This is a genomic window from Streptomyces sp. NPDC006516, assembly GCF_040611875.1.
In the GTDB taxonomy this organism is placed as follows: domain Bacteria; phylum Actinomycetota; class Actinomycetes; order Streptomycetales; family Streptomycetaceae; genus Streptomyces.
Window position 1 is genome coordinate 101,769 of record NZ_JBEXPD010000007.1, and the last position, 19,355, is coordinate 121,123.

The 19,355-nt window shown below is 71.9% G+C and carries 21 protein-coding genes, 1 tRNA gene and 1 riboswitch; of the genes, 17 read left to right on the forward strand and 5 right to left on the reverse strand.

What is annotated here, in order from left to right; translation table 11 throughout:
* Position 1 precedes the first annotated feature (1 nt).
* Positions 2–157, reverse strand: a riboswitch (cobalamin riboswitch).
* 181 nt (positions 158–338) lie between these two features.
* Genes cobG through cobJ form a run of 3 tightly spaced genes read left to right on the forward strand, consistent with a single transcriptional unit; the run spans position 339 to position 3,850 of the window.
* The gene (cobG, locus tag ABZY45_RS20415) at positions 339–1,640 is read left to right on the forward strand and encodes a precorrin-3B synthase (RefSeq protein WP_356741758.1); all 1,302 of its coding nucleotides are present in this window, start codon (positions 339–341) and stop codon (positions 1,638–1,640) included.
* 45 nt (positions 1,641–1,685) lie between these two features.
* A complete protein-coding gene (locus ABZY45_RS20420; protein WP_099173151.1) occupies positions 1,686–2,312 on the forward strand; it encodes a precorrin-8X methylmutase in 627 nt (208 codons plus the stop codon).
* 2 nt (positions 2,313–2,314) lie between these two features.
* A complete protein-coding gene (gene cobJ, locus ABZY45_RS20425) occupies positions 2,315–3,850 on the forward strand; it encodes a precorrin-3B C(17)-methyltransferase (RefSeq protein ID WP_356741760.1) in 1,536 nt (511 codons plus the stop codon).
* 105 nt (positions 3,851–3,955) lie between these two features.
* Here the strand turns inward: cobJ and ABZY45_RS20430 are convergent, their stop codons facing one another.
* A complete protein-coding gene (locus tag ABZY45_RS20430; protein ID WP_356741762.1) occupies positions 3,956–4,702 on the reverse strand; it encodes a cobalt-precorrin-6A reductase in 747 nt (248 codons plus the stop codon).
* A 14-nt stretch (positions 4,703–4,716) separates the two neighbouring features.
* Here ABZY45_RS20430 and ABZY45_RS20435 point away from each other — a divergent pair, with 14 nt between their 5' ends.
* Entirely contained in the window at positions 4,717–5,835 is a 1,119-nt protein-coding gene (locus ABZY45_RS20435) for a cobalt-precorrin-5B (C(1))-methyltransferase (RefSeq protein ID WP_356741764.1), read from the forward strand.
* A gap of 44 nt (positions 5,836–5,879) precedes the next feature.
* Here ABZY45_RS20435 and cobM read toward each other — a convergent pair whose 3' ends face one another.
* Positions 5,880–6,629, reverse strand: a complete 750-nt coding sequence (cobM, locus tag ABZY45_RS20440) for a precorrin-4 C(11)-methyltransferase (RefSeq protein ID WP_356741766.1) — start codon at positions 6,627–6,629, stop codon at positions 5,880–5,882.
* On the reverse strand, positions 6,626–7,954 hold the full coding sequence (gene cbiE, locus ABZY45_RS20445; protein ID WP_356741768.1) for a precorrin-6y C5,15-methyltransferase (decarboxylating) subunit CbiE: 1,329 nt from the start codon (positions 7,952–7,954) through the stop codon (positions 6,626–6,628). Before cbiE ends, cobM begins: the two co-directional genes overlap by 4 nt.
* A 184-nt stretch (positions 7,955–8,138) precedes the next feature.
* On the opposite strand from cbiE, the gene ABZY45_RS20450 reads away from it, so the two are divergent.
* From ABZY45_RS20450 to ABZY45_RS20470, 5 genes are all read left to right on the forward strand, one after another.
* The gene (locus tag ABZY45_RS20450) at positions 8,139–8,570 is read left to right on the forward strand and encodes a hypothetical protein (protein ID WP_356741769.1); all 432 of its coding nucleotides are present in this window, start codon (positions 8,139–8,141) and stop codon (positions 8,568–8,570) included.
* Between the two features lie 205 nt (positions 8,571–8,775).
* A complete protein-coding gene (locus tag ABZY45_RS20455; protein ID WP_356741771.1) occupies positions 8,776–9,387 on the forward strand; it encodes an HhH-GPD-type base excision DNA repair protein in 612 nt (203 codons plus the stop codon).
* A 190-nt stretch (positions 9,388–9,577) separates the two neighbouring features.
* On the forward strand, positions 9,578–11,092 hold the full coding sequence (locus ABZY45_RS20460; RefSeq protein ID WP_356742069.1) for a M20/M25/M40 family metallo-hydrolase: 1,515 nt from the start codon (positions 9,578–9,580) through the stop codon (positions 11,090–11,092).
* A 200-nt stretch (positions 11,093–11,292) separates the two neighbouring features.
* Positions 11,293–11,589, forward strand: a complete 297-nt coding sequence (locus ABZY45_RS20465) for a type II toxin-antitoxin system VapB family antitoxin (RefSeq protein ID WP_003955420.1) — start codon at positions 11,293–11,295, stop codon at positions 11,587–11,589.
* A 141-nt stretch (positions 11,590–11,730) separates the two neighbouring features.
* On the forward strand, positions 11,731–12,327 hold the full coding sequence (locus tag ABZY45_RS20470; RefSeq protein WP_356742070.1) for a LytR C-terminal domain-containing protein: 597 nt from the start codon (positions 11,731–11,733) through the stop codon (positions 12,325–12,327).
* Between the two features lie 39 nt (positions 12,328–12,366).
* On the opposite strand, the gene upp is transcribed toward ABZY45_RS20470, so the two are convergent.
* Positions 12,367–13,002 (reverse strand): uracil phosphoribosyltransferase, encoded by a 636-nt coding sequence (upp, locus tag ABZY45_RS20475; protein ID WP_073750868.1) that lies wholly within the window; start codon positions 13,000–13,002, stop codon positions 12,367–12,369.
* Between the two features lie 114 nt (positions 13,003–13,116).
* Between upp and ABZY45_RS20480 the strand changes: the two genes are divergently transcribed.
* From ABZY45_RS20480 to ABZY45_RS20495, 4 genes are all read left to right on the forward strand, one after another.
* Positions 13,117–13,353 carry a hypothetical protein gene (locus ABZY45_RS20480; RefSeq protein ID WP_356741773.1) on the forward strand — a complete coding sequence of 79 codons (237 nt, stop codon included), beginning with the start codon at positions 13,117–13,119 and terminating at the stop codon, positions 13,351–13,353.
* Positions 13,354–13,570: 217 nt separating this feature from the next.
* Positions 13,571–14,143: a hypothetical protein gene (locus tag ABZY45_RS20485; protein ID WP_356742072.1), complete on the forward strand. Its 573-nt coding sequence runs from the start codon at positions 13,571–13,573 to the stop codon at positions 14,141–14,143.
* Positions 14,144–14,224: 81 nt separating this feature from the next.
* On the forward strand, positions 14,225–14,653 hold the full coding sequence (gene tadA, locus ABZY45_RS20490; RefSeq protein ID WP_356742073.1) for a tRNA adenosine(34) deaminase TadA: 429 nt from the start codon (positions 14,225–14,227) through the stop codon (positions 14,651–14,653).
* 78 nt (positions 14,654–14,731) lie between these two features.
* A tRNA-Ser gene (locus ABZY45_RS20495) sits at positions 14,732–14,816 on the forward strand.
* Between the two features lie 66 nt (positions 14,817–14,882).
* On the opposite strand, the gene ABZY45_RS20500 is transcribed toward ABZY45_RS20495, so the two are convergent.
* Positions 14,883–15,677, reverse strand: coding sequence for a hypothetical protein (locus tag ABZY45_RS20500; protein ID WP_356741775.1), 795 nt, complete (start codon positions 15,675–15,677; stop codon positions 14,883–14,885).
* 348 nt (positions 15,678–16,025) lie between these two features.
* Between ABZY45_RS20500 and ABZY45_RS20505 the strand changes: the two genes are divergently transcribed.
* From ABZY45_RS20505 to ABZY45_RS20520, 4 genes are all read left to right on the forward strand, one after another.
* Positions 16,026–16,673, forward strand: coding sequence for a TetR family transcriptional regulator (locus ABZY45_RS20505; protein WP_356741777.1), 648 nt, complete (start codon positions 16,026–16,028; stop codon positions 16,671–16,673).
* Between the two features lie 109 nt (positions 16,674–16,782).
* Complete coding sequence (locus ABZY45_RS20510; RefSeq protein WP_356742074.1) at positions 16,783–18,393, forward strand: MDR family MFS transporter; 1,611 nt, start codon at positions 16,783–16,785, stop codon at positions 18,391–18,393.
* Positions 18,394–18,772: 379 nt separating this feature from the next.
* Positions 18,773–18,937: a hypothetical protein gene (locus tag ABZY45_RS20515; protein WP_167526209.1), complete on the forward strand. Its 165-nt coding sequence runs from the start codon at positions 18,773–18,775 to the stop codon at positions 18,935–18,937.
* Between the two features lie 11 nt (positions 18,938–18,948).
* A complete protein-coding gene (locus ABZY45_RS20520; RefSeq protein ID WP_356741779.1) occupies positions 18,949–19,242 on the forward strand; it encodes a Dabb family protein in 294 nt (97 codons plus the stop codon).
* Positions 19,243–19,355 lie beyond the last annotated feature (113 nt).

Here is a 19,355-nt window from a genome sequence, read left to right on the forward strand (position 1 = left end):
CCCGGGCGGTTTGTCGGACGGCGGGAGTTCCTGACTCGCACGGCCTTCGCGGGGCCGGGCTCACAGTGGCGGGACCGCGCCGGAATCTCACCGGGCTTCCTCCCATGTCGCCGTCTGGCGATGGCGGGCCGAACGGACCGCCGCTAGGCATAGTAGGCGTCGGGTGGGGGGGTCTGACCAGACGGCCCCGGCCCGGACGGGCCCGAAGTGCTCCGGCCGGACCGTCCCGAGGCCCGGCAGGGCCCCAGGGTTCTGGCCGGCGGCGTGGGTGCCGGGCCCGTGGTGAGGTGTCCCGTAGGTCACAGTGACCGTAGGGGTGCGTCCCGGTCACGGTCGGTATGCTCGCCGCCATGTCCGCCTCCCCCCTGACGCCCCGGTCTCCGGGCACCGCGTGCACCCGGAGCAGCGGTGACGCGTGCCCCGGCGCACTGCGGCTGCACCGGGCGGACGACGGTGCGCTGGCGCGGATCCGCATACCCGGCGGGGTGCTGACGCCCCGACAGGCGGCGGCGCTGGGGCAGGCCGCCGAGCGGCTCGGTGACGGTGAGTTGCATCTCACGTCGCGGGGGAACGTGCAGGTACGCGGACTCGCCGAGGACTGCGGTGCGGAGCTGGCCGGTCTGCTGAGCCGGGCCGGGCTGCTGCCCTCCGAGCGGCACGAGCGCGTGCGCAACGTGGTCGCCTCCCCGCTCTCGGGGCTGGACGGCCTGGGAGCCGCCGACGTCAGACCATGGCTGACCGAACTGGACCGGCTCCTCTGCACGAGCGACCGGGCCACGGCTCTCTCCGGACGCTTCCTGTTCGCACTCGACGACGGCCGCGGCGACGTGGACGCCCTCGGCGCGGATCTCACACTCATAGGCCACGCCGCCGGTGACGCACTCCTGCGCATCGGAGGCGGCGAGGCCGTCCTCCGCGTCCCCCGCGCCGCCGCCCCCCGCGCGGCGCTCCTCGCCGCCGAGGCCTTCCTGGACGCGGCCGAGGAGACCGGGGCCTGGCGGACGAAGGACCTGCGTGCCGAAGCGGTCACCGCGCTGACCGGCGATGTCGTACGCCGGTTCGGGCCGGCCGGCATCACCTGCGTGACGGGGATCCGGCCCCGGCCGCCCGAAGCCCTGGCCCCGGCCCCCGGACGCGTCCCGGGCCCCCCGCACGAGGCCGCTCTGTCCGTGGGGGTACCGCTGGGCCGGCTCGGCCCTGCGCAGTGGCGGCTGCTGTCCGGCGCCGGTGAACTGCGCCTCACCCCCTGGCGCGGAGCCGTCCTCACCGGGATCCCGCCCGCGCGGGCGGACGAGCTGCTGACCGAACTCTCCGGAGCCGGGCTGATCACCGGCCCCGGCTCCCCCTGGACCGGTGTCGGGGCCTGCATCGGCCGCCCCGGCTGTGCGAAGTCGCTGGCCGACGTACGGGCCGACGCGGGGGCCGCCGTCGGACCCGCTGGACGGCTCCCTGTGTACTGGTCCGGGTGCGAACGCCGGTGCGGCCACCCGCACGGGGAGTGGATCGACGTGGTCGTCACCCCCGGCGGACACCGGATCTCCCATGTGCGGGGAGACCGAAGCACCGAGGCTGCAACGGTCCGGGACGACCCGGCCGCGCTCGCCGCCGCCGTGGCGGCCGCCCGGGACACGCACACCTGACCATCCGGTACGACCCCCCTGTTCGATGAAGAAAGCGACAGCACTGTGCATCAGTACGAGAAGGACGGACCGGCGATCTACCGCCAGTCCTTCGCCACCATCCGCGCGGAAGCGGATCTGGCAGGGCTGCCCGCCGATGTGAGCCAGGTCGCCGTCCGCATGATCCACGCCTGCGGCATGGTCGACCTCGTACGCGATCTCGCCTTCTCGCCGAACGCCGTGGCCGACGCCCGCGCGGCCCTGCGGTCCGGCGCGCCCATCCTGTGCGACGTGGCCATGGTCGCCAGCGGGGTCACCCGGAAGCGGCTGCCCGCCGGCAACGAGGTGATCTGCACTCTGTCCGACCCCGCGGTCCCCGGGCTGGCGGCCGAGCTCGGCACCACGCGCAGCGCCGCCGCGCTGGAGCTGTGGCGGGACCGGATGGAGGGCGCCGTCGTCGCCGTCGGCAACGCCCCCACCGCGCTCTTCCGCCTGCTGGAGATGATCGAGGAGGGTGCCCCGCGCCCCGCCGCCGTCATCGGGGTGCCCGTCGGGTTCATCGGCGCCGCCGAGTCCAAGGAAGCCCTGGCCGCCCACCCGTCCGGGCTCGAGCACCTCGTCGTGCGCGGCAGGCGCGGGGGCAGCGCCATCGCCGCCGCCGCGCTCAACGCGATCGCCAGCGAGGAGGAGTGAGCGTGCCCGAGCAGCAGCGGACCGACGGCACGGGCGCCGGCCCCGGGCGCCTGTACGGGGTCGGGCTCGGCCCGGGTGACCCGGCCCTGATGACGGTGCGGGCCGTGCAGATCATCGGCGAGGCCAATGTCGTCGCGTACCACTCCGCCCGGCACGGCCGCTCCATCGCCCGCTCGATCGCGGCACAGCACATCCGCGCCGACCACATCGAGGAGGCCCTGGTCTACCCCGTCACGACGGAGACCACGGACCATCCGGGCGGTTACCGGGGGGCGCTGGACGACTTCTACACCGAGGCCGCGGCCCGGCTCGCGGCGCACCTCGACGCCGGGCGGACCGTCGCCGTGCTCGCCGAGGGCGACCCGCTCTTCTACGGCTCGTACCAGCACATGCACAAGCGCCTCGCGGACCGTTACGACACCGAGGTCATCCCGGGCGTCACCTCGGTCAGCGCCGCCGCCGCCCGGCTCGGCACCCCGCTCGTCGAGGCCGAGGAGGTGCTGACGATCCTGCCCGGCACCCTGCCGGAGGAGGAGCTGACCGCACGTCTGGCGGCCACGGACTCCGCGGTGGTGATGAAGCTGGGCCGCACCTTCCCCGCCGTACGCCGGGCGTTCGAGGCGTCCGGGCGGCTGTCCGAGGCGCGGTACGTCGAGCGCGCCACGATGGCCGGGGAGCGCACGGGTGACCTCGCGAACACCGATGCGGACTCCGTGCCGTACTTCGCCGTGGCGGTCCTGCCCAGCCGGATCGACGCACCCCGCCCCGCACCGGCGGCGGGCCCCGGCGGCGGCGAGGTGGTCGTCGTCGGTACGGGCCCGGCCGGCCCGCTCTGGCTGACGCCCGAGACACGCGGGGCGCTGGCCGCCGCCGACGACCTGGTCGGCTACACGACGTACCTGGACCGGGTGCCGGTCCGGCCGGGCCAGCGGCGCCACGGCTCCGACAACAAGGTCGAGTCGGAGCGCGCCGAGTTCGCGCTGGACCTGGCACGCCGCGGCCGTCGCGTGGCCGTGGTCTCCGGGGGCGACCCAGGAGTCTTCGCCATGGCGACGGCCGTACTCGAGGTGGCCTCGCAGGACGCGTACGCGGACATCGCGGTGCGTGTGCTGCCGGGAGTGACCGCCGCGAACGCCGCCGCCGCCAAGGCGGGTGCGCCGCTGGGCCACGACTACGCCACCATCTCGCTCTCCGACCGGCTGAAGCCGTGGGAGGTCATCGCCGCACGGCTGCGCGCGGCAGCCTCGGCCGACCTGGTGATGGCGCTGTACAACCCCGGCTCCCGCAGCCGGACCTGGCAGGTCGGCAAGGCCCGCGACCTGCTGCTGGAGCACCGCTCCCCGGACACGCCCGTGGTGCTCGGCCGTGACGTCGGGGGCCCGTCGGAGAGTGTGCGCACGGTGCGGCTGGCCGACCTGGACCCGATGGAGGTCGACATGCGGACGATCCTCATCGTGGGGTCCTCGCAGACCCGATGGGTGCAGCGGGGCGACGGCCGGCAGATCGTCTGGACGCCCCGCCGCTACCCGGAGGACTGACCGGCCAGGCCGTCGTGACACCGCACGGAACGGAGTCACGACGGCCAGTCCCTCCGGCGGGCGGAGTGCCCTCGGTCTCCCCGGGCCCCGCCGCCGGTCATCGCGTCACGGCAGGAGCCCCCGCAGCAGGTCCAGAGCTTCCTTCGGCGTCGCCGCCACAGGCACACCCGGCGGGACCGGTGGCCGCCCGACCACGACCACCGGGATTCCCGCCTCGCGCGCGGCGGTGAGCTTGGGGGCCGTGGCCTCGCCGCCGCTGTCCTTCGTGACGAGGACGTCGACACGGTGCCGCCGTATCAGCTCGCGCTCACCCTCGAGAGAGAACGGGCCCCGTTCCAGCAGGACCTCCATCCGCGACGGATACGGGGCCTCCGGGGCGTCCACCGAGCGCATCAGGAACCAGAGCGAGTCCAGCCCGGCGAAGGCGGCCAGGCCCATCCGGCCGGTGGTCAGGAAGACGCGCCGCCCCAGCTCCGGCAGCAGCCGCGCCGCCGCCGCGAGAGACTCGACGACATGCCACCGGTCGCCCTCGACGGGCACCCAGCCGGGCCGGCGCAGAGCGAGCAGGGGAACATGGACAGCGGTGGCGGCCGAGGCCGCGTTGAAACTGATCGTGCCGGCGAAGGGATGGGTGGCGTCGATGACCGCGTCCACATGGTGTGCGCGAAGCCATTCGGCCATGCCGTCCGCGCCGCCGAAGCCGCCGACGCGGACCTCTCCGGGCGGGAGCTTCGGCCGGGCCACACGGCCCGCGAGCGAGCTCGTGACCCTGATCCCGTCCACGGCCACCAGGTCCTCCGCGAGCCGACGGGCCTCCGTCGTGCCGCCGAGGACGAGTACGTGCAAGGGCATCGATCGGTCCATCCATGAGCAGTGAGGCGCAGGGCGGGCGCGCCGCCCAACTCAAGCACACCGGTCTGCGTCCGGGATGGACCACCGGTGCCTGTGCGACGGCTGCGACCACCGCGGCGTACACGGCCCTGCTGACCGGCGAGTTCCCCGACCCGGTCACCATCTCGCTGCCCAAGGGCCAGACGCCCGCCTTCGCACTCGCGGTCGAGGAGCTGGCCGACGGGCAGGCCACGGCAGGGGTGGTCAAGGACGCGGGCGACGACCCGGACGTCACGCACGGTGCGCTGGTGCGGTCGACCGTGCGTCTGCTCCCCGCAGGTTCGGGCGTGGTGTTCCGGGCCGGCCCTGGCGTGGGAACGGTGACGCTGCCCGGGCTGCCGCTCGAGGTGGGAGAGCCGGCCATCAACCCCGTGCCCCGCCGGATGATGCGTGAGCACATCGAGAGGGCGGCCGCGGAGCACGGCGGTACCGGCGACGTCGAGATCACGGTCTCCGTGGACGACGGCGAGGAGATCGCACGTTTCACGTGGAACATTCGCCTGGGCATCCTGGGCGGGATCTCGATCCTGGGCACGACGGGCATCGTCGTGCCCTACTCCTGCTCGGCCTGGATCGACTCCATCCGCCGCGGTGTGGACGTGGCACGCGCGGCCGGTCACCGGCATGTCGCGGGGTGCACGGGCTCGACCTCGGAGAAGACGGTGGTGGCCGAGTACGGGCTGCCCGAGATCGCTCTGCTGGACATGGGTGACTTCGCGGGTGCGGTGCTGAAGTACGTGCGCAGACATCCGGTGGAGCGGCTGACGGTCTGCGGCGGCTTCGCCAAGCTGTCCAAGCTGGCCGCCGGGCACCTGGACCTGCACTCGGGCCGTTCCCAGGTCGACAAGCCGTTCCTGGCGGGGCTGGCGCGGCAGGGCGGGGCGAGCGAGGCACTGGCGGCGGAGATCGAGTCCGCCAACACCGGCCTCGCCGCGCTCCAGCTGTGCATGGCGGCCGGTGTGCCACTGGGCGACCTGGTGGCGGTGGCGGCCCGGGACCAGGCGCTTTCGGTGCTGCGGGGCGCGCCGGTGGCCGTGGACGTGATCTGCATCGACCGCGCGGGGGCGGTCGTGGGGCGCAGCGGGGTCCGCTGACGGCGCACGTACGGGCGCCCCGCAGCCCGGCGCGTACGGCCCCGTCAGCAGGTGTGGCGGTCGCGCGCCGGGGAGTAGAGGTGGCTGTCCCGGAACTGTTCCGCGCCCAGCGTCCTGCCGACCATGATCACCGCTGTGCGGACGACTCCGGCCGACTTCACCTGCTCCGCGATGTCGTCCAGCGTTCCGCGCAGCACGATCTCGTCGGGGCGCGAGGCCATGGCGACCACGGCGGCGGGGCAGTCCGCCCCGTAGTGCGGCCGCAGCTCGTCGACCACGCGGTCCACGTACCGCGCCGCGAGGTGCAGCACGATGAGCGCGCCACTGCGGCCCAGCGTGGCCAGGTCCTCGCCCTCGGGCATCGCGGTCGCCTGCTGGGCGATGCGCGTGAGGATCACGGTCTGGCCGACCGTGGGCACGGTCAGTTCCCGCTTCAGCGCCGCCGCAGCGGCGGCGAACGCGGGCACCCCGGGCACGACCTCGTAGGGCACGCCCGCCTCGTCGAGCCGCCGCATCTGCTCGTTCACGGCGCTGAAGACGGACGGGTCGCCCGAGTGCAGCCTGGCGACGTCATGGCCCTCCTGGTGGGCCCGCACCAGCTCGGCGGTGATCTGGTCGATGTCGAGCAGAGCCGTGTCCACCAGCCGGGCGTCCGGCGGGCATTCGGCGAGCAGCTCACGCGGCACGAGGCTGCCCGCGTACAGGCAGACCGGGCTGGCGGCGAGGATCCGGGCACCGCGCACCGTGATCAGGTCGGCGGCACCGGGTCCCGCGCCGATGAAGTACACGGTCATCTGTTGTCGTCTCCTGGATCGTGCGTGGAAGCGGGGGCGGGCGAAGAACCCGCCGGTGAGGTGTCCGGCGGCTCGGCAGCGGGTTTCCGTACGGACCACTGGGTGACGGGCATCGCCTGACGCCAGCCCGTGAACCCGCCGACGGGCACCGCGTGGGCCACGGCGAGGCGGACAAGGTCTCCACCGAGCCGCCGGTAACGGTCGGCGAGCAGCGCCTCCGACTCCAGCGTCACGGTGTTGGCGACCAGCCGGCCGCCTGGGGGCAGCGCGTCCCAGCAGGCGTCGAGCAGACCGGGCGCGGTGAGCCCGCCACCGATGAACACGGCATCGGGCACGGGCAGCCCGGCCAGAACGTCCGGCGCCCTGCCGGTGACCACGCGCAGCCCGGGTACGCCGAGCCGGTCCGCGTTACGGGCGATGCGCCGGGCGCGTACCGGGTCGCGTTCGACGGTGACCGCGCGGCAGGACGGATGGGCCCGCATCCACTCCGCCGCGATCGAGCCGGAGCCGCCTCCGATGTCCCACAGGAGCTCACCGGGAGCGGGCGCCAGCACCGCGAGCGTCGCCGCCCGCACATGGCGTTTGGTGAGCTGGCCGTCGTGCTCGTACGCCTCGTCGGGCAGCCCAGGCACGGAGCCGAGACGGAGGGTGTCCCGGTCGCTCCGGCAGTCCACCGCGACAACGTTGAGGGGATCGCCCGGAGGGTGCTCCCAGGTGTCCGCCGTGCCGTCCAGGCAGTCCTCGGCCGTACCGCCGAGCTGTTCCAGCACCCGCATCCGGCTGGGTCCGAAGCCGCGGTCCCGCAGCAGCGCCGCCACGGCGGCGGGCGTGGCCGCGTCCGCCGACAGGACCAGCAGCCGCCGCCCGTCGTACAGCGCCGCGGCCAGCCGGGCCGTGGGGCGGCCGACGAGGGTGACCGTCTCGGTGTCCTCCACAGGCCAGCCCAGCCTGGCGCAGGCATACGAGACCGAGGACGGGTGTGGCAGCACCCTGAGTGCGCCCGCCCCCAGCTCCTCGGTGAGGGCGCGGCCGATTCCGTAGAACATGGGATCGCCGCTGGCCAGCACGGCGGTCCTGAGCCCGGTGTGCGCGGCGAGCAGGCCCCGCACGGCGGGCCGCAGGGGGGACGGCCAGGACACCCGCCGGCCCGCGCACTCCGGTGGGAGCAGCCGAAGCTGGCGTTCACCGCCGATCAGGACTTCCGCGTCCAGGAGCACTGCGCGTGCCGTCCCGGGCAGACCCGCCCAGCCGTCGGCGCCGATGCCCACGACGCTCACGGCGGACGCGGGAGCCGGGACGGCGGGCGGGGGCGAAGCGGGGGACACGACCGGTACCTCGGGGTTGGCGGGACGACGCAGCCGAACTCTACGGGGGCCGCGTCCGGGCCCGCGCGGCGGAGTGATTTCGACGGGTGTCCCGCGTGGTGCGAGGCACCGGCCACGGGCTCCGGCGTCCCCTGGGTGGGCCGCTCGCACGGGGCGGCGACCGACGAAGCCGAGGAGCGGCACCGTGAAGTACTTCGTGATGGTTCAGGGCTCGCAGGCCGACTACGACGCCATGGCGGGCAAGCCGTCGGACAGCAGTCCCGCGTGGAACGAGCAGGACGTACAGGCGATGTTCGCCTTCATGGAAGGGCTCAACAACGAGCTCGTCGAGTCCGGCGAGCTGCTCGACGGCCAGGGCCTGGCCGAGCCCGCCAGGACCCGCGCGGTGCTGCCGCCGGGCAAGGACGGACGCCCGGTCGTCTCGGACGGCCCGGGCGACAGGGACGAGGTGCGGATCGCCGGGTACTGGGTGCTCGACTGCGCGAGCCTGGAGAGGGTCACCGAGATCGCCGCGCGCATCGCGCAGTGCCCACAACCGGCGGATGCGCCCGTCCACCCGGTGCTGATCCGGCCGGTCATGGACGACGGCAGCGAGCTCGCCGCCGCCACCGCCTGAGAGCCGGGCCGTCGCACCTCGGGGGCCGGACCGCAGGCCTCGCACGCCTCACCCGCCCCGTGCCGGAGGGCGGGCCACACGCCCGGCCCACTCTCGCCGCGGGGCCCGGCGGGCGCTGGCGGCCCGGTCCCGCCGCCTCCGGCAGGCGGCGGCGGGGCGTGACACCGAGTCGCCGAACCCCGCACACCTCGCGATCATCGAAGGCATGACCAAGAGCGACGACGGCAAGGCCCGCACCGTGCGGATCGCCCAGCAGCCGGACGCGGACGAACTGCTGGGCCGCAGCCCCCTGGCCGCCCTCACCGGCATGCTGCTGGACCAGCAGGTGCCGATGGAGTGGGCCTTCAGCGGCCCGTACACGCTGGCCCGGCGCATGGGGTCGGACGACCTGGACGCACGCGCGATCGCCGCGTACGACCCCGAGGCGTTCACCGCGCTGTTCACCGAGAAACCCGCCCTGCACCGCTATCCGGGCTCCATGGCCAAGCGGGTGCAGCAGCTGTGCCAGTACCTGGTGGCCGAGTACGACGGGCAGGCCGAAGCGGTCTGGGCAGACGCCGGCACGGGCGCCGATCTCCTGGAACGGCTCAACGCGCTGCCCGGCTTCGGCACCCAGAAGGCGCAGATCTTCCTGGCCCTGTTGGGCAAGCAGTTCGGCGTGCGTCCGGCGGGCTGGCGCGAGGCGGCCGGGGCGTACGGCGAGGAGGGCTCGCACCGGTCGGTGGCCGACATCACCGGACCCGAGTCACTGGCCGAGGTGCGGGCGTACAAGCAGCAGGCGAAGGCGGCGGCAAGGGCGGCGTCCCGGTCCCGGTGAGCACGGTCCCGGTGAGCGTGCCGCCCGCAGTGGATCCCACGAAGCCCGGGCCACGGCCTTGATGAGAACGCCCCGGCAACGCGATCAGAATCCGTCTCGCACTGTTCACAGACGACAGCCGACTCGCTAGCTTTCCCCCACATCCGTTCACACCGGAAGGACTCCTGTGCACGCAACTCGTCGCAGAGCCATGGCTGTCGTGGCCGCCACCGCCCTGGCCACACCGCTCCTTCTCGGCGCCTCCCCGCACGTGGGACACGCGCCGCACGACCCGGCCAAGGAAGCGACCAAGCTGGCGCGGAAGCTGGTCGAGCGCTCGTCGGCAAAGGACGCGTACCGGCACCTGGAGAAGTTCCAGGCGATAGCCGACTCGGCGGACGGCCACCGAGCGGCAGGCTCGCTCGGACACGACGCCTCCGCCGCCTACGTGTACCGACTGCTCCAGAAGGCCGGGTACCGAGTGGGCTACCAGGCGTTCGACTTCATCTACACCGAGACCCTCGCGGAGAAGCTCGCCGTGGTCTCCCCCACGCCCCGGGACGTCACGATCAAGGCGATGACGTACACCCCCTCCACCCCGGAGGGCGGTCTCACCGCGTCCCTCACCGCCGTTCCCACCGACGACACCACCGGGTGCGAGGCGGCCGACTACGCCTCCTCGGACTTCACCGGACGAATCGCCCTGATCAAGCGGGGCGGCTGCTCGTTCGCGGAGAAGCAGGCGGCCGCCTCGGTGGCGGGCGCGGTGGGCGCGGTGATCTACAACAACACCGAAGGCGTCCTCTCCGGCACGCTGGGCGACGTGGCGTCGGGGAAGATCCCCACCGGCGGACTCACCCAGGGCGAAGGGGAGAAGCTCGTGGCGGACCTGGCCGAGGGCGAGGTGAAGGTCTCCTTCGAGATCCGCGAGTTGCAGGAGGAGCGCACCACGCGCAACGTCGTCGCCGAGACGCGGGGCGGGAAGGCCTCGAAGACGGTCATGCTCGGCGCGCACCTCGACTCGGTCACCGACGGCCCCGGCATCAACGACAACGCGTCCGGATCGGCCGGCCTCCTCGAAGTCGCCCTGGAACTGGCCGCGTCGCACCGGACTCCCGCCAACAAGGTGCGTTTCGCCTGGTGGTCGGCCGAGGAGAACGGGCTGCTGGGCTCGGAGGCGTACGTCGCGAAGCTCTCCGAGGCGCAGCGGGCGAACGTCGCGCTCTACCTGAACTTCGACATGATCGCCTCGCCGAACGGCGCGCAGTTCGTCTTCGACGGCGACAACTCCGACGGCGAGGGCGAAGGCCCGGGGCCCGAGGGTTCCGCCCAACTGGAGCGCGACATCAACGCGTTCCTGGACAGCACGGGCAAGCCGCACACCGGCACGGACTTCACCGGCCGCTCCGACTACGGGCCGTTCATCGAGGTCGGCATCCCCTCCGGAGGCACGGACACGGGCGCCGAGGGCATCAAGACCGCCGCCGAGGCCGAGACGTACGGCGGGACGGCCGGCGTCGCCTACGACCCCTGCTACCACGCGGCCTGCGACGACCTGGACAACATCGACATGGGGCACTTCGACACCAACATCGATGTGATCGCGCACGCGGTGGGCACCTACGCCTACGACCTGAGCTCCCTGACCCGCCCGGTCCCGGCCGCCGCGACGCCCCAGGCCGAGGGCACCCTTCGTGAAGGCCACGCGCACGGCCTCACCCGGTAGGGGGACCGGAGCGGCCCGGAGAGCCGCACCCGGCGTTCCGCTGGCCGTGAGCCCCCTCACGGCCAGCGGAACGGCACATCGGCCCCACCGGTCACGGGACGGGCAGCCCGGAGCTTTCATTCGTTTGCTCCAGATTTGCCCCGCATTACGGTCCAGTTCCCTGGCTGCGCCCGAGGGGCCTTGCCCGGTAGGCTTTCCGTGTGATCTTCAAGCGCATCGGAAATGGGCGGCCATATCCCGACCACGGCCGGGAAAGCACCCGACAGTGGGCGGATGTGGCGCCGCGTCCGGTCCGCCTGGACCAGCTGGTGACCACCAAGGGCCAGCTGGACCTCGAGACCCTCCTCGCCGAGGACTCCACGTTCTACGGCGACCTGTTCGCCCACGTCGTGAAGTGGCAGGGCGACCTGTACCTCGAGGACGGGCTGCACCGGGCCGTACGCGCCGCCCTCCAGCAGCGGCAGGTACTGCACGCACGCGTGCTCGAACTGGGCTGACGCCGCCACTCCCACCCATGGAGCATTTCGGGCCTTTCGAGTGCTTTTATGCTCATATGGGTGCCATAGGTTGATCGTTTAGTAGGCATCACTCCCAGGTCGCACTACGCTGCGCCCATGAGCATGCTGACCCCTCCCGGCATGGGCGGAAAGTACCGCATCACGGGCAACACCTACCCGCGCATGCGCCGCCCCCGTCATCGCCGCAAGCTGGTCCTCTCGGCCACCGCCGCCGTGGTGGCCCTCGGGCTGGCCGGTTGGGGCACCCTCCAGCTCATCGACGTGTTCACCGGTGGCGACGAGACGGCCAACGCGGCTGGCCACCCGAAGGCCTGCCCCTCGCCGAGCGCCTCGGTACCCGCGAAGGTGCTGCCGAAGCCGGCCGCGATCAAGGTCAACATCTACAACGCGACGCCCCGCAGCGGGCTGGCCAAGGCCGCCGCGGACGAGCTCAAGAAGCGCGGCTTCGTCATCGGCAAGGTGGACAACGCTCCGGCCGCGTACGACAAGAAGGTGCCCGGCGCCGGCATGCTGCTCGGCGGCCCGGCGGCCATGAACGGCTCGTTCCCGGTGCTCTCCACCCAGTTGCCCGGGGCCACGCAGAAGACCGACGCCCGCCGCACGGCGGACGTCGATCTGATCATCGGCACGAAGTTCAAGGCGTTCAGCACCCCCGCGGCGGCGGCATCGGCGCTGACGGCCCTGGCGAAGCCGGCCCCGGCCCCGTCGGTCTGCTGACCGGCGGGCACCGGGCGGGATCCGGCCGGAGCGGCCGGGTCAGTCGACGGTGCCGTACATCCGGTCGCCCGCGTCGCCGAGTCCCGGGACGATGTAGCCGTTCTCGTTGAGCCGCTCGTCGACCGAGGCGGTGACCACCGTGACCGGCGTGCCGGCCAGCTCGCGCTCCATCACCTCGACGCCCTCGGGCGCGGCGAGCAGCACGACCGCGGTGACGTCGTCCGCCCCGCGCTTGATCAGCTCCCGGATGGCCGCGACGAGCGTGCCGCCGGTGGCCAGCATCGGGTCCAGGACGTAGACCTGACGGCCCGAGAGGTCCTCCGGCATCCGCGTCGCGTAGGTCTCCGCCTGGAGCGTCTCCTCATTGCGGATCATGCCCAGGAAGCCGACCTCGGCGGTCGGGAGCAGCCGCACCATGCCGTCCAGCATGCCGAGCCCGGCGCGCAGGATCGGCACGACCAGCGGACGCGGGTGGGACAGCTTCACACCGGTCGTGGGCGTCACCGGGGTCTCGATGTCGACCTGCTCGGTCCGCACATCCCTGGTGGCCTCGTAGGCGAGAAGGGTGACCAGCTCGTCGGCGAGCCGCCGGAAGGTCGGGGAGTCGGTGCGCTTGTCGCGCAGCGTGGTGAGTTTGTGCGCGACCAGCGGGTGGTCGACGACGTGGATCCGCATGCCGTCAACAGTAACCGGGCCCGCGACGGCCTCTCGCCGGTCCGCACTGGCATCAAGCACCTGTTCGGGGGGAAGGTGGGGGCATACGGACCCAGGCACGGGGTGGTGTGACGATTGCCCGACGCGGAGCAGGCAGGAGAGCGGCAGGCCCGACGCGACGCGCGCGACCTGCCCGACGCGCAGGAGAACGTGACGGACGCGCAGGAGAGTGACGCGGCACGCCGGAGGCGCCGCGCCCAGTTCCTCCGTGAACTCCACGAGGCGAAGCAGCTCCGCGACCGCGTCCAGCCGCGCCGCGCCCGTGCGGCCCGTATGCGCCAACAGATGCGGATGCGTACGTTCCGCTGGTGAAGGCTCCCTCCGGGGCCGCCGGACGGCCTCCAGGAGGCGCGGTCGGATTCCGTCCACCGGCGGACGCCCGGACAACAGATGGCCGACGCAACGGTCGAAGAGGTCTCGCATCGCGCTCGTTTCTGCCACGATGCCGATTGGGCGGGGCCCAGAGCAGCCGGATGACCGTCTGCCCTCCCGTCGGACCGATTCACCTATGACCAGTGGGAGAGTCACGGTGTACTTCGCCGCACTGCTCGCGCGCACCGAAGACGGGTGGGAAGCGAGCGATACAGAGCTCGACGATGTGGAAACCCTGTCCGACCTGACGGATCTTGCCCGTGAGGCCTCGGTGGACGAGGACACGGTCCTCATCTACATCGAGCAGGAGGACGCCTGGTTCGGCGTCGTCCGGGTGGACGGTGAGGAGGACCCCCGTATCTACATCTCGGACGCGTCCGCCGCCGCCCGCTCCTCGTACGGGGAGATCCTGCTCACCGATGAACTGCTCGGCCGCGAACCGGGGGCCGAGGACGAGATCGCCGCACTGGAGGAGCTCGTCGACCTCGACGGTTCGGAGGACGGCGAGCCTGACGAAGACGACAGCGACGACGGCCGCCCGGGCGCCGCTGTCACCGACACCGATCTGGATGACGACCCCGACGCCGTACCGGCGGGGCCGCTCGGCGATCTCGGGGTCCTGGCCGACCTCGGGCTGTCCGAGAAGGATCTGCTCACCCTGCGCACCGACGCGCTGGTGGAGATCGCGGACGCGCTGGGAGCGGCCGAGGTCCTGGAGGCCGTCCGTTAGGGTCCGCGGGTGAACGCACCACCACCCACACCCACCTCACCGCCTCCCCCCGATCCCGTACGGGACCCGTGGCGGGCGACCATGCGCCGCGCCCTGGACGAGGCGGCGCTGGCGGCGTCGGCCGGCGATGTGCCGGTCGGCGCCGTCGTCCTCGGCGCGGACGGCGCACTCCTGGCCACCGGCCACAACGAGCGCGAGATCACCGGCGATCCGACGGCGCACGCCGAGGTGCTCGCCCTGCGCCGCGCCGCCGCGGCTCTGGGCACCTGGCGGCTGACCGGCTGCACGCTGGTGGTCACCCTGGAGCCCTGCACCATGTGCGCGGGCGCGCTGGTCCAGTCCCGGGTCGGCCGCGTGGTCTACGGGGCACGGGACGAGAAGGCCGGAGCCGCGGGTTCGCTCTGGGACGTCGTACGCGACCGCAGGCTCAACCACCGCCCGGAGGTGATCCACGGCGTCCTGGAGGACGTCTGCGCCGACCTGTTGACCGCGTTCTTCCGGGAACGCTGAACCCTTCCGGACGGGCTTCGGGCGGGGCGCCGGGAATCGGATTTCGAACCAGGCCCGGCATGGTCTAAGCTCTCTCTCGGTAGCGTGTCCGAGCGGCCGAAGGAGCTCGCCTCGAAAGCGAGTGTGGGGAAACTCACCGAGGGTTCAAATCCCTCCGCTACCGCAGATGGATGAAGGGACCGACCCACTTGGGCCGGTCCCTTCTCTGCGTTCCGTCTCAGTTCGCGCCTCAGCCCGCCCTGAGGGTCCTGACGCCGCCGGGCTCGAAGTCGTAGACGTTCCGGTTGATGCGGAGACCGTCGACCGCCCCGATCCACATGTGGTCGCGGCCCTTGCCCACCGCGGCCGTGTAGACGGTCGCCCCCGCCCCGCCGTCGTCGAGTGCGGCCTGCACCTGCTCGAACGAGCACTGGGCGGCCTGGTTGCAGGCCGCCGGGGCCACGTTGCCCGTGAGGAACCAGTAGCCCGTCGAGGTGGCGTCGATGAAGCCGCTCCAGCGGTTCGTCACCGGGGCGGCGTCCGGCACCCACACCAGCGTGGAGTAGTTGCTGCTCGACGTGGTCAGGTTCGGGTCGATCTCGAACCTGATGTTCGGCATGTTCTCGTCGCCCCCGTAGGTCACGTTCTCCCCTGTCTGGAAGACGTGGAACCCGACCCTCCTCAGGCCTCGCACGGGGTCTCCGAAGAAGTCCACCTCGTTCCCGAAGTCGACCTTCTCGCTCGGAGGGGTCAGCGAGGTGGAGGCGTCCGCCACCTCGATACCGAGGCTGCCCCGTCCGTAGGGCGGCCTGGCGGAGGGGCCTGTCACGCCGAACGAGCCAAACGGACCGTTCCGCAGATCGGCGACGGGAGAGCCGATCGTGTTACGGGTGATCACGCCCCAGTGGTCCGCAGCGCGCCCCTGGTCTCCGCCGTCACCGTCCGCGGCGGCGGACACCGGCCCGGCAAGTGCCGAGGCGATGATCGCGGCAACTGCTGTGGCCGCGAGGGCCTTCCACCGAGTCGTGCCAAAGCGAGTGCTCACACCCACTCCTTCCAAGTGGTCGAGGGCGATCGGCTGCGCCTGACGCCCGACCGTCACGGAGCACACGCATGCGGTGGCTCTACGTAGCGGCATATTCGCCATATGAGGACATGAACGGCCATCGCGCAACGGAGGGGACTGCGGGCGATCGCCGCTCCTGCGCCGCACGCGCGGACGTGACGAACACGGCAGGAAGCCGGCCCGGGGGAGCGGGTACCGGGGAGACGAAGGCACTCCGCCCGGGGCGGGCGGGGGTCCGTTCGCGGGGCTCACGGCCAGGACAGGGGTGGGCCGAAGCACGTCGAACCGGACGTAAATAATTTTGCAGGATGTGCATCTTTGCCTACCATGCACGATGTGGCGAAGACGACGGCATCCGTACCCGGGCTCAGGGAGCGCAAGAAGCAGGCGACCCGGAACGCCATCGCGGAGGCTGCCGTACGGCTCGCCGCCGAGCACGGCGTGGAGAACGTGACGGTCGAGGCCATCAGTGAGGCGGCCGGTGTCTCGCCCAGGACGTTCTTCAACTACTTCCCGAGCCACGACGACGCGTTCGTCCTGATCGACGACGAGGTGGGCGAGCGGATCAGGGAATCCGTGCGCCGCGCCCCCGCCGGGCTGGCACCGCTCGACGCCGTCCGCGAGGCGTTCGTGGCCGAACTGGACGGCTTCGAGGACCGCCAGGAGCTGTGGGCCCTGCAGTCCAAGGTCTTCCAGCGGTCACCGCACCTCATCCAGCGTGGCCTCAACGCCCATGTGGCGGACGAGCGGGCCCTGGCCGTCGCCGTCACCGAGTGGCTCGACGCCACCCGGCCGGCCTCCGGAGAGACCCAGGACGCCGGGATCTACCCCCGGCTGCTGGCCGCCGTCAGCCACACCGCCCTGCGGGTCGCCTTCGAGCACTGCTGCGACCGGCCCGGCGGATCCGTGCTCTCGGAGGCCTTCCAGGCAGCCTTCGTCCACCTGGCCCACGGCCTCCAGCGGCCGACGGAGTGACCCGGCCGACGCCGGTGACCACGCCCCACACCCCCTGCCCCGTTCTGCTCAAGCACCGAAGAAGGACTCCGTGACCGCAACCGAGGCGCCAGGACAGGCGCCCACCTCCATGTCCAACCGGCAGATACTCCAGGCGATGTCCGGCCTGATGGCCGGGATGTTCGTCGCCATCCTCGCCGGTACCGTCGTCGCCAACGCCCTGCCGCGGATCATCGCCGACCTCGGTGCCAGCCAGTCCTCGTACACCTGGGTGGTGACCTCCGAGCTCCTCGCCATGACGGCCACCGTGCCGCTCTGGGGCAAGCTCGCGGACCTGTTCAACCAGAAGCTGCTGCTCCAGCTCTCGCTCGGCCTGTTCGTAGTCGGTTCGCTGGTGGCCGGCTTCTCCCAGGACGTCGTCACCCTGATCGTCAGCCGGGTCATCCAGGGCATCGGCGCCGGTGGTCTCACGGCGCTGGCCCAGATCGTGATGGCGGCCATCATCCCGCCGCGCCGGCTCGGCAAGTACGCGGGGATCTTCGGCGCGGTCTTCGCCGTCGGTACCGTCGCCGGACCTCTGATCGGGGGTGTCCTGGTGGACACCTCCTGGCTCGGATGGCGCTGGTGCTTCTTCATCGGCGTGCCGTTCGCTCTGGCCGGCATCGTGCTGCTCCAGCGCACCCTGAAGCTGCCCACCGTGCGCCGTCAGGTCCGGATCGACTGGCTGGGCGCCTTCCTGATCGTGGCGGGCGTCTGCGCGCTGCTGATCTGGACGTCCCTCGCCGGCAACAGCTTCGACTGGGCGTCCTGGCAGACGGCGGCACTGGTCGCCACCGGCGTCGTGCTGCTCACCGCCGCCGTGTTCGTCGAGTCCAGGGCCGCGGAACCGATCATCCCGCTGGACATCTTCCGCAACCGCACGGTGACGCTCACGACCCTGGCGAGCTTCTTCGTCGGTATCGCGATGTTCGCCGGGACGGTGTTCCTGTCCCAGTACTTCCAGATCTCGCTGGGCAAGTCCCCGACCGTCGCCGGGCTCATGAGCCTTCCGATGATCGGTGGCCTGCTGGTCTCCTCGACGGTCGCCGGGCAGCTCATCTCCGCGACCGGCAAGTGGAAGGCCTACCTCATCGCGGGTGCCGTCATCATGACGGCGGGCCTCGGTTTCCTCTCGACCATCGACGCCGAGACCCACTTCGGGCTGCTCAGCGTCTATATGGCCTTCATGGGTATCGGCGTCGGCATGCTGATGCAGAACCTCGTGCTCGCCGCGCAGAACGACGTGCCCGCGCACGAGCTGGGCGCCGCGACCTCCGTGCTGTCGTTCTTCCGCAGCCTCGGCGGCACCATCGGCACGAGCGTGCTCGGTGCGATCCTCGCCAACCGGGTGGCCAGCGAGATGAGCAAGGGCCTCGCGGAGAGCGGGATCCCGGTCGCCGGCGGCGGTCACGGCAGCGCCGTGCCCGACATGACGACGCTGCCCGAGCCGATGAAGCAGATCGTCGAGCACGCGTACGGAGTCGCGACCGGCGACCTCTTCCTCATCGCCACGCCGTTCGCCTTCCTCGCGCTGCTCGCGGTCCTCTTCGTCAAGGAGAAGCCCCTCAAGACGACCAGCGGCATGGAGCGTCTCGCCGCCGAGGACGCGGCGGTGGCCGAGGCCGTCGTCGTGCCGGCCCCCCGCAGCGGTGACGACTCCGGCGTCCAGGACACCGGCACGGTGGGTCTGCGCAAGGACTGACCCGCACCCGTACGTACGACGAAGGGCCCGGCGTCGCGCCGGGCCCTTCGTGCGTCAGGTCGGGGGAAGCGGCATCGGGGGGACAAGCCGCTTCCCCCGGGGAGAACGGGGACCTGGGTCCTCGCCGCGGTCAGGGGGGAATCACGCGGTGCGGACCTCGTGGAGGTCCCGTTCCTCGGCCCGCGCAATCCTGCCGTGCTGCGGGCCCGTCTCCCATCCTCCTCCTTGGCGTAAGCCGCACCCGTGGGCAAAGGGCCTGAATCGCCGGGTCCTTCGGCCCTAAAAGCGTCATCAGTGATCGGAAACAGCCAGCGGATACGGCCATACGTGCGGCTAGAATCACGCGACTGCACAGGTGATCGAGAGGGAGAGAAGGGCTGTGGCGCAAGCGAAGAAGATCGCGCTCTACATGGTTGTGGTCTTCGTGCTGTACACGATCATCACCTCTCCCGAGCGGGCCGCCGATCTCGTCCAAGTAGGCTTCGAAGGTATTTCCAGCGCCGCCGAGGGCGTCGGAGACTTCATGTCCGAGTTGGTGAAGTAGGAGAGAGCCCCATGATCCGCCACCTGGTCCTGTTCAAGCTGAACGACGGTGTCGAGCGGGACGATCCACGGGTCGTGGCGGGCGTGCGAGCGTTCCAGGAACTCGGCGGGAAGATCCCCGAGCTGGAGTTCTGGGAGTGCGCCTGGAACATCACCGACCGGCCGATCGCCTACGACTTCGCCATCAACTCCGCCGTCGCCGACGAGGACGCGCTCAAGCGGTACGTGGAGCACCCGGACCACCAGGCCGCCGCCGGGCAGTGGCGCGCGTTCGCCACTTGGGTGATCGCCGACTACCCCTTCTGATTTCTTTCGGACATCCGGTCCCACAGGCCCCTCCCTTTCAGGAGAGGGGCTTTTCAGCATGTTTAAACCAAAACATGCCCAACACGACTCTATGCGGTGCTTGCACACAGTGG